This is a genomic window from Pseudomonas sp. FW305-70, from assembly GCF_058783925.1.
Genome location: NZ_JBYSYZ010000031.1, coordinates 61652 through 70747, shown reverse-complemented (window position 1 = coordinate 70747; position 9096 = coordinate 61652). Strand labels below are relative to the sequence as shown.

General features: G+C 58.1%; 7 protein-coding genes. 4 read left to right on the top strand and 3 right to left on the bottom strand.

Annotation, left to right across the window (positions count from 1 at the left end; translation table 11 throughout):
- Window positions 1-211 precede the first annotated feature (211 nt).
- Entirely contained in the window at window positions 212-1696 is a 1485-nt protein-coding gene (locus AC3WN7_RS20800) for an APC family permease (RefSeq protein ID WP_102674800.1), read from the top strand.
- Window positions 1697-1758: 62 nt separating this feature from the next.
- On the top strand, window positions 1759-3621 hold the full coding sequence (locus AC3WN7_RS20795) for an NAD(P)-binding protein (RefSeq protein WP_102674801.1): 1863 nt from the start codon (window positions 1759-1761) through the stop codon (window positions 3619-3621).
- Window positions 3622-3661: 40 nt separating this feature from the next.
- Here the strand turns inward: AC3WN7_RS20795 and AC3WN7_RS20790 are convergent, their stop codons facing one another.
- Together AC3WN7_RS20790 and AC3WN7_RS20785 are read right to left on the bottom strand one after the other, a co-directional pair.
- On the bottom strand, window positions 3662-4288 hold the full coding sequence (locus tag AC3WN7_RS20790) for an RloB family protein (protein ID WP_095964994.1): 627 nt from the start codon (window positions 4286-4288) through the stop codon (window positions 3662-3664).
- A 3-nt stretch (window positions 4289-4291) separates the two neighbouring features.
- Window positions 4292-5542, bottom strand: coding sequence for an AAA family ATPase (locus AC3WN7_RS20785; RefSeq protein ID WP_015093707.1), 1251 nt, complete (start codon window positions 5540-5542; stop codon window positions 4292-4294).
- Between the two features lie 438 nt (window positions 5543-5980).
- On the opposite strand from AC3WN7_RS20785, the gene AC3WN7_RS20780 reads away from it, so the two are divergent.
- Entirely contained in the window at window positions 5981-6487 is a 507-nt protein-coding gene (locus AC3WN7_RS20780) for a BRO-N domain-containing protein (RefSeq protein WP_095964993.1), read from the top strand.
- Window positions 6488-6662: 175 nt separating this feature from the next.
- Here AC3WN7_RS20780 and AC3WN7_RS20775 read toward each other — a convergent pair whose 3' ends face one another.
- Window positions 6663-6848 (bottom strand): hypothetical protein, encoded by a 186-nt coding sequence (locus AC3WN7_RS20775; RefSeq protein ID WP_007975077.1) that lies wholly within the window; start codon window positions 6846-6848, stop codon window positions 6663-6665.
- Window positions 6849-7267: 419 nt separating this feature from the next.
- Between AC3WN7_RS20775 and AC3WN7_RS20770 the strand changes: the two genes are divergently transcribed.
- Window positions 7268-8896, top strand: coding sequence for a glucan biosynthesis protein D (locus AC3WN7_RS20770; protein ID WP_095964886.1), 1629 nt, complete (start codon window positions 7268-7270; stop codon window positions 8894-8896).
- Window positions 8897-9096: the final 200 nt, after the last annotated feature.

Here is a 9096-nt window from a genome sequence, read left to right as displayed (position 1 = left end):
AGCCCGCTCCCACAGGAGAGTGCGGTCAACTGTGGGAGCGGGCTTGCTCGCGAATGGGTCACCTCGGTTTCAAGGCAGAAACCGGCAGTACGCACCATCAGGCTTCACCCCAAAGAAGACAAAACAATAACCACCGATCCTGGCGGTGCCCTCAAGGCCCCGTCACGGTTTCGGACATCCGAAATCTGCCGATTTTCCGGAGCAAACACACATGAGTGCATCACCCGATCTCTCTGCAGCCCTTGCCGACAGCGATGCCGAGCAACTGCGCAAACTGGGTTACACCTCCAACTTCAATCGCAGCATGAGCCTGTGGGAAAACTTCGCCCTGGGCTTCACCTACCTGTCCCCGGTCGTCGGGGTTTATACCCTGTTCGGCCTGTGCCTGGCCGCGGGCGGGCCACCGATGTTCTGGGCCTACTTGCTGGTCGGTTGCGGCCAGTTGCTGGTGTGCCTGATCTTCGGCGAAGTGGTTTCGCAGTTCCCGATTTCCGGCGGCGTGTACCCGTGGGCCCGTCGTCTGGTGGGCAAGCGATGGGCGTGGATGGTCGGCTGGATCTACTCCATCGCCCTGTGCGTGACCATCGCGGCGGTTGCCGTGGGTGCCGGTCCGTACCTCGCCGCCATGATGGGCTTTGAACCGAGCAACAACACCAACATCATCATCGCCCTGTTCCTGACGCTCTTCGCCACCCTGGTCAACCTCAGCGGCACCAAAGCGCTGGCGCGCATCGCCATGTTCGGCTTTCTCTGCGAACTGGTGGGCGCGGTGATCGTCGGCGTTTACCTGCTGATCTTCGAGCGTCATCAATCGATCAGCGTGTTGTTCAACACCTTCGATATCAGCATCGATGGCTCGTACCTGCCGGCGTTCCTCACCGCTTCGCTGGCAGGGATGTTCCTGTACTACGGTTTCGAGGCCTGCGGCGATGTGGCCGAAGAAACCCCGAACCCGAGCAAGCAGATTCCGGTAGCGATGCGCATGACCATCTACATCGGCGGCATTGCGGCGATGTTCGCTTGCCTGGCGCTGATCCTCGCCGTACCGGACATGCAAGCGGTGATCAACGGCACCGACAAGGACCCGGTCAGCACTATCCTCAACAACGCGTTCGGGCCGATGGGTTCGAAAGTGGTGATGGGTGTGGTGATGATTTCCTTCATCTCCTGCGTGATCAGCCTGCAAGCGGCGGCCAGTCGCTTGCTGTATTCCTACGCCCGTGACGAAATGGTCATCGGCAGCCGACTGCTGAAGAAGATTTCCCCTACAACGCAGGTTCCGGTTGCCGCGCTGTTCGTGTCCGGTGTCCTGCCCGCACTCATCATCATCCTCGGCTTCTTCCTGCAGGATGCGGTCGCCACCATCGTCAGCTTCGCGGCCATCGGCATCTACCTGGCGTTCCAGATGATCGTGCTCGCGGCCCTGTACGCCCGCATGAAGGGCTGGAAACCGAGCGGCAAATTCACCCTCGGCGCCTGGGGCTGGGCGGTGAACATCGGCGCACTGGTCTATGGTGTCGGGGCCATTATCAACATGGCCTGGCCACGGACACCGGATGCCGCGTGGTACATCAACTACGCCATGGTACTGAGCACGGCCATCGTGATTGGCCTGGGCCTGCTCTACATGTGGATCGCCAAACCGTATGACCACGGCACCGCCCCGGCGGGCGATGCCTGGAAAGTCAGCCGGTAACGGCATTCGCCCCGGTGCCGTCGTGGCGCCGGGGCGATCTGAAAAACCAACAAGGAATGAATATGGATATCACCCGCCGCGACTTTCTCAACGGCGTCGCTGTCACCATCGCTGCCGGCATGACCCCTCTGCAACTTCTCCAGGCCGCCCCTGACGGGCGCTACTACCCTCCAACACTGACCGGTCTGCGGGGTAACCACGTCGGCTCGTTCGAAATGGCCCACCAGATGGGGTGGGAGAAAAAGGTCTTCGACACCGACAAACTGCCGATCACCGAGGAATATGACCTGGTGGTGGTAGGAGGCGGCCTCAGCGGACTGTCCGCTGCGTGGTTCTACCGTGAGAAACATCCGAAAGCGCGCATCCTGATTCTGGAAAACCACGACGACTTCGGCGGCCACGCCAAGCGCAATGAATTCTCCGCCGGTGGTCGCATGATCATCGGCTACGGCGGCAGTGAAGCCTTCCAGTCGCCGAATCATCTGTACAGCCAGGAAGTGAACGGCCTGCTGAAGAAACTCGGGGTGAACATCAAACGCTTCGAGACCGCGTTCGATCGCCAGTTCTACCCGGGCCTGGGCCTGTCGCGCGGGGTGTTCTTCGACAAGGAAAACTTCGGCGAAGACAAACTGGTGACCGGCGACCCGACGCCGATGGTGGCCGACGACATCGCCCCGGACCAGTTGCACGCCCGCGCCATCCCGGACTTCATCAACGACTTCCCGCTGCCGCAAGCCGACCGCCAGGCGCTGATCGCCTTGCACATGACGCCCAAGGATTACCTGCCCGGCAAAACCACCGAGGAAAAAACCGCGCACCTGGAAGCCATCAGCTACCAGGATTTCCTGCTCAAGGACGTAGGCCTGTCGGCCCAGGCGGTGAAGTATTTCCAAAGCCGCACCAACGACTTCATGGCCCTGAGCATCGATGCGGTCGCCGCGTCCGACGCCTACTCAGTCGGTTTCCCAGGCTTCAGCGCGATGAATCTGCAGCCGATCAGCGAAGAAGCCCAGGCGGAAATGGAAGAGCCCTATATCTACCACTTCCCCGACGGCAACGCCTCGCTGGCGCGCTTGCTGGTGCGCAGCCTGATCCCGGCCGTGGCACCGGGGCACACCATGGACGATATCGTCCTCGCCCCGTTCGACTACACCAAACTCGATCAGGCCAAAACCCCGGTGCGCATCCGCCTCAACAGTACAGCGGTGAGCGTGCGCAACGTCGGCAGCGGCGTGAACGTCGGCTACAGCCGCGGCGGCCAGCTCAGCCAGGTGCGCGGCAAGCACTGCATCATGGCCTGCTACAACATGATCATTCCGTACCTGCTGCGCGACCTGCCGCCGGAGCAATCCCACGCCCTGAGCCAGAACGTGAAGTTCCCGCTGGTGTACACCAAGGTCGTGATCCGCAACTGGCAGTCGTTCCAGAAGCTCGGCGTGCACGAAATCTATGCGGTGACCCAACCCTACAGCCGGATCAAACTCGACTATCCGGTAAGCATGGGCGGCTACAACCACCCGAAAGACCCGACGCAGCCGATCGGCCTGCACATGGTCTACGTGCCCACCAGCCCCAACAGCGGCATGAACGCCCGCGACCAGGCCCGCGCCGGCCGTGGCCGCCTGTACGGCCAGAGCTTCGAACAACTGGAAGCGCAACTGCGTGACCAGCTGCAACGCATGCTCGGCCCTGGCGGCTTCAACCACGAAACCGACATCCTCGCCATCACCGTCAACCGCTGGTCACACGGCTACGCGTACTTCTCCAACAGCCTGTACGACGATGCCGACGAAAGCGAAAAACTGATGAACCTGGCCCGTCAGCCGGTTGGACGGGTGAGCATCGCCAACTCGGACGCGGCGTGGAGTGCGTATGCCCATGCGGCGATCGATGAGGCGTATCGGGCGGTGGGGGAAGTGGGCTGATTGAGCACCCTGCCCGCAGCGATGCGGGCAGGGTTTGATGTTAAATCGGTTGCGGCTTGGAGAGGCTTTCGAATTCATCCATTAGCAAGTGGATTTCGGTGCTGGGGTTTGGCTCGCCGCTGATGGCAACGTCCTCGAGGATCTTCGGTGCCAAGGTTCTTGCCGTTTGGAACGGCGCTCCCAACAGCTGGGCAAAGTAGTTGATGTCTTTGCCCTTCTCATATTTTTCCATGGTTGGCTTTTCTCGCAAACTCTTGCTCACCAACTCGCCAGGGGAATGTTTCCCGACAGCTCTGAAGGGTTTTCGGTTGAAACCAAAGTGCAGCAGTAGCCAAAACTCAAAACAGGGATACGATGCAATGACTTTGATCTTTGGATGAGGCTGCGCAACATTCAATGCACGCTGAAAGCAAAGGTGTGTATCTCGATCCAATACACAAAACACTTTGTCGAAGTACTTCTGCCGGCTGATTGCTCGCTCAACAATGCCACTCGGATGTGTGACGCCGCAGTGAGCAATTTCCACCTGGGCCTTGGCCCGAAAATAAAAGGCAGCCTCCTCCAGATAGCGTTTTCCTGACTTGCTGTCTTCACAGAGCACCAACACCTTAGGTTGAGGCTTGTACCCTGAACGCCTGCGATCAAATGACTTGCCTGAACTCACCATTGCTCAGCCCTGCCTTATCAACGGTAGCCCGCGATAACGGCCTTCAAAGTAGCGCTTCTCGACATCCTCACTTTCGCCCCCCTCAAAATCGTGAATGGAAAACAAACTGGTCGCGCCGTTGGCATCACGTTCGGTAATCCAGAACTGATCCCGCCGCAAAATCTTTTCGTTCATCAGATGAGTATCGTGCGTTGTAAAAATCAGCTGAGTATCGAGGCCACTGTCCAGATGCTTGTCGATCAAGTCAGCGACGATGTCGGGATGAAGGCTGCTGTTGAGTTCATCGACACAAAGCACTCCACTGCCCCCCGCTTGATTCATCATGAACCAGGGCAACCAAAAGCCAATCAGGTTCTTTGTACCGCACGACTCCTCCGAAAAATCAAACTCCGCAGTACCTAAATGACTGGAATGTGTGAGGGTCACCTTGTTCTTTTGAACTGCCGCGAAGATCTCCTTCAGGGTAGGTTCTTTATTGTTCTGAATGGCATCGACCTCGTCTGAATTTAGCTCAATGATAGAGACCGGAATGTCCAATGCCTTGAGAAAGTCCCGAAGATCGTTCGTATGGCTCGATACCATCTGAAGAAATCGGATCGACGCCGTCGACAGCTCCATCATGCTGTTCTGCTCGACCACGAGAAGTCCGGTTTGGAACCAACTGAACGGCATTCGCAACTGAGTCATTTCTTCATTGCTGTTCTTCACGGCCTGCGCGAGGAAGAGCATTTTTGGGCTCGTCAGACGCCGCCAGGCGCCATGCACTTCTTTCCCGCCCTCCAGCGCCGTCCCGAAAACATAACGCTCCCCTTCGGCGTCGAATTGGCGGTCATACAGAAGCGTTTCGGTCCCTCCTGGATAAGAGAGCAACTGCTCTTGGACGATCCGCTGCCCAGTTAACCCCAGCACAAACCGATAGCGCTGCCCTCCTTGAATGAAGTTGTATTCAAATACACTGGGCGCATCCTTCAACGCGCGATCAAAACGAAAAGGCGAAACCGATAGCAACGCGTCACTTGGATTGGTTTCCATGACAAGCAAGCGCCCGACGACCCCCATCGCGCGGACCAATGAAGACTTGCCGGAAGCATTTGGGCCGTAAATCGCAGCCACCTTCAACAGGTCGGGGAGTTTTTCTGCGCAGGGCGGCTTGAATGTATTACGCGTTTTGCTCAGGAGAGGAGTCGCCGCCATGGACAAGGTTTGCTTGTCACGGAACGAGCGGTAATTGGAAACCGAGAATTCGATCAGCATGGAAAAAACCTGCAGTTCGTTTGCTGGACTCGAATACATAAAGGAAAAAATGCGCTTCAGGTGCCGCTTCTCTGCAGCCAATGCAAAAACAGGAAAATCCTACAGATCGAACCTTCGAATACCGGCGCTGATTCCTACAACAAGTGTCGCCAGAGTAGACTTGGCGCCGCGAGCGCCTGACCGATAGGCTTCAATCCGTCGCTGCCAAATCAGCGACCCGGAGTCGAAGCCGGAACATATCAACATGGCGCATCCGCGCCCCCATATGAGCTGGGGCATTTTTTTGCCTTTCAGTTTCGCGTTATGGCGGGCCGTGTGGCGCGGGCCTCTCGGCTTCCATGTTGATCGAGAATGTTCCGACTTCGAACGCCGCACGGTCCGCCACCCAAATCTGTCGAAGGATTAGTGGCGGCTCCTTTTTCAACATGGAGTCGAAAAATGCACAAGCACACATCACATCCGACTGAAATTCCTTCCTGCTTCATCCCTAAAGTCTTCACCCGCCACAACCGCTTCCTCCATGCCTTCATGCAAAACAACCAAGCCTGGTTCTGCGCCCAGGATCTGGGTCGCTTGATGGGCAAACCACTCAATGAACGCCTGACCCTGAAACTCGATCCCGACCAACGTCGCAGCGTCTGTCTGCTCAAGGACGGCAAAACGGTCGAAACACTGATGGTCAGCGAATCAGGCATGTACGCCTTGCTGGTTCACCACTTCGTCCCGGAAAACCGTAACCTGCGCCAGTGGTTGAGCAACGAAGTCATACCCATGATGCGGGAAACCAGCACCACACCTGTGGAAATCCGCCCGAGCCTGAGTTCAGTGCATTGGGCCGGCGTCACTGTGCCGCTGCTGCACTGGCAACAACAGGCCTGGGTGAAGTGGCGTGATGTGCCTGAGCTGATGCATGGACAGCGACCTTCTCCGGCTTCCAGGGCTTGAATACATGACCTGTGGCGAGGGAGCTTGCTCCCGCTGGACTGCGAAGCAGTCCTCGCTTTGAAGGTAAAGCGAGGACCGCTGCGCGCCCCAGCGGGAGCAAGCTCCCTCGCCACAGCAAGTTGATGGATCTGGCTACCGTAAAAGCCAAATGGCTCTCACGGTAACCCGCCCTGCTTCAAAACCGCGAAACACTCCTCATCGCATCCACCAGATACCTCATCGCGATCCTGTCGCTTTCCGACAGCTCCCTATACCGCTCCACCAGTTTCATTTCCTCGTTATTAAGCCGGCGCCTGCGTCGCCCGATGGCCAGGCACGGAAAGATTCCCAACATTTCGGTGATGCCTTGTACTTTCGACATGGACGATGTCCTTCTCTATACGTCAAAGAAAACTGCAAAAAACCGCATCGCCCTATCCCTTTTTCAGCAGCCGCTGGGTGCCCGCTGAACCGCACCGGTCCGAAGGGCATAAACCGGTCATGTGCACAGAATAGAAATATTCCGGGCGCTGAAAAGCGGTTTTTAGAGTAATTAGTCGAAAAAAGCAGAAATGCCCTGTAAATCAGAAACCCCTGTCGGAATTGTTTCCCGACATGTCTTGTTTCATTGCCGAGCCGGCGCTGTGCCATCAATCAATTTTGCTCTGCAATCGAACGGTTTAAGCTGTCGGGCATCTGTTCTACAGTCCGTTGCGTTTGGCCGAAGGCATGTCCGAACCGTTTTTTCTGATCCAGCACGTGCCAGGAACGGCGCGGGATTGCTCACGACAGGTTGTATTTATGCACCGCAGGAACTTGCTCAAAGCCTCCATGGCCATCGCGGCCTACACCGGTTTGTCCGCCACGGGCCTGTTGGCCGCCCAAGCCTGGGCCACCAGCGGCGGCACCGCTGATGGCGAGGCCAGCGCATTCGATTTCGAGGCGCTGAAGCTGCAGGCCAAACAGCTCGCCAGCAATCGCTACCAGGACACCAAGCAACAGTTGCCGCCGACCCTGGCGACCATGACGCCGCAGAACTTCAATGCGATCCGCTACGACGGCAATCATTCATTGTGGAAAGAACTCAAGGGTCAGCTGGACGTGCAGTTCTTCCACGTCGGCATGGGGTTCAAGCAGCCGGTGCGCATGTACAGCGTCGATCCGAAAACCCGGATGGCTCGCGAGGTGCATTTCCGCCCGTCGCTGTTCAACTATGAAAACACTACGGTCGACACCGCACAGCTCAAGGGCGACCTGGGTTTCTCCGGCTTCAAGTTGTTCAAGGCCCCGGAACTGGACAAGCACGATGTCGTGTCCTTCCTCGGCGCCAGTTACTTCCGTGCGGTGGACGCCACCGGCCAGTACGGCTTGTCGGCCCGCGGGCTGGCCATCGACACCTACGCCAAGAAGCGCGAAGAATTCCCCGACTTCACCAAGTTCTGGTTCGAGACACCGGACAAGGACAGCACCCGCTTCGTGGTCTACGCCCTGCTCGACTCGCCGAGCGCCACCGGTGCCTACCGCTTCGATATCGATTGCCAGGCCGAGCGCGTGGTGATGGAGATCGATGCCCACGTCAACGCACGTACCGCCATCGACCAACTGGGCATCGCACCGATGACCAGCATGTTCAGCTGCGGCACCCACGAGCGCCGCATGTGCGACACCATTCACCCGCAAATCCACGACTCCGACCGCCTGGCCATGTGGCGCGGCAACGGCGAGTGGATCTGCCGTCCGCTGAACAACCCGGCGACCCTGCAATTCAATGCCTTCGCCGACAAGGACCCGAAAGGTTTCGGCCTGGTGCAGACCGACCACGAGTTCGCCAGCTATCAGGACACCGTCGACTGGTACAGCCGCCGCCCGAGCCTGTGGGTCGAGCCGACCACCGCATGGGGCGAAGGCTCGGTCGATCTGCTGGAAATCCCTACCACCGGCGAGACCATGGACAACATCGTCGCCTTCTGGACCCCGAAGAAACCGGTGGCTGCCGGCGATTCGCTGAACTACGGCTACAAGCTGTACTGGAGCGCATTGCCGCCAGTCGGAACGCCGTTGGCACGGGTCAACGCCACCCGTTCCGGGATGGGCGGTTTCACCGAAGGCTGGGCGCCGGGCGAGCATTACCCGCCCGTCTGGGCCCGTCGTTTTGCCGTGGACTTCACCGGTGGTGGTCTGGACCGCTTGCCTGAAGGCACAGGCATCGAGCCGGTGGTCACTTGCTCGAACGGCGAGGTCAAGGATTTCAGCGTGCTCAAGCTCGATGACATCAAGGGCTACCGCATCCTGTTTGACTGGTACCCGACCAATGACAGCGTGGAGCCCGTCGAGCTGCGCCTGTTCATCCGCACCAACGACCGCACACTGAGTGAAACCTGGTTGTACCAGTACTTCCCGCCAGCGCCGGACAAACGCAAGTACACCTGATGATCGGGTAGCACCCTGCCAGCATTCGGTTTTCCGAACGCGACCTGCGGGTCGGTTCGGTTAACCGGATCACTTCACTGACATTTCAGCGCAAAAAATATTTAATTCCCTTATAAATCAATACTTTGACTAATTCAGACTGGTCTGGCACGAGTCATGCTCTACACTTCTTCGACGAATGTCCTTTGCGCTCACTCATC

Excerpts from the sequence above, each read along its gene's own strand:
- AC3WN7_RS20800 (WP_102674800.1), top strand. The coding sequence starts at position 212 with ATGAGTGCATCACCCGATCTCTCTGCAGCCCTTGCCGACAGCGATGCC.
- AC3WN7_RS20795 (WP_102674801.1), top strand. The coding sequence starts at position 1,759 with ATGGATATCACCCGCCGCGACTTTCTCAACGGCGTCGCTGTCACCATC.
- AC3WN7_RS20790 (WP_095964994.1), bottom strand. The coding sequence starts at position 4,288 with ATGGTGAGTTCAGGCAAGTCATTTGATCGCAGGCGTTCAGGGTACAAG.
- AC3WN7_RS20785 (WP_015093707.1), bottom strand. The coding sequence starts at position 5,542 with ATGCTGATCGAATTCTCGGTTTCCAATTACCGCTCGTTCCGTGACAAG.
- AC3WN7_RS20780 (WP_095964993.1), top strand. The coding sequence starts at position 5,981 with ATGCACAAGCACACATCACATCCGACTGAAATTCCTTCCTGCTTCATC.
- AC3WN7_RS20775 (WP_007975077.1), bottom strand. The coding sequence starts at position 6,848 with ATGTCGAAAGTACAAGGCATCACCGAAATGTTGGGAATCTTTCCGTGC.
- AC3WN7_RS20770 (WP_095964886.1), top strand. The coding sequence starts at position 7,268 with ATGCACCGCAGGAACTTGCTCAAAGCCTCCATGGCCATCGCGGCCTAC.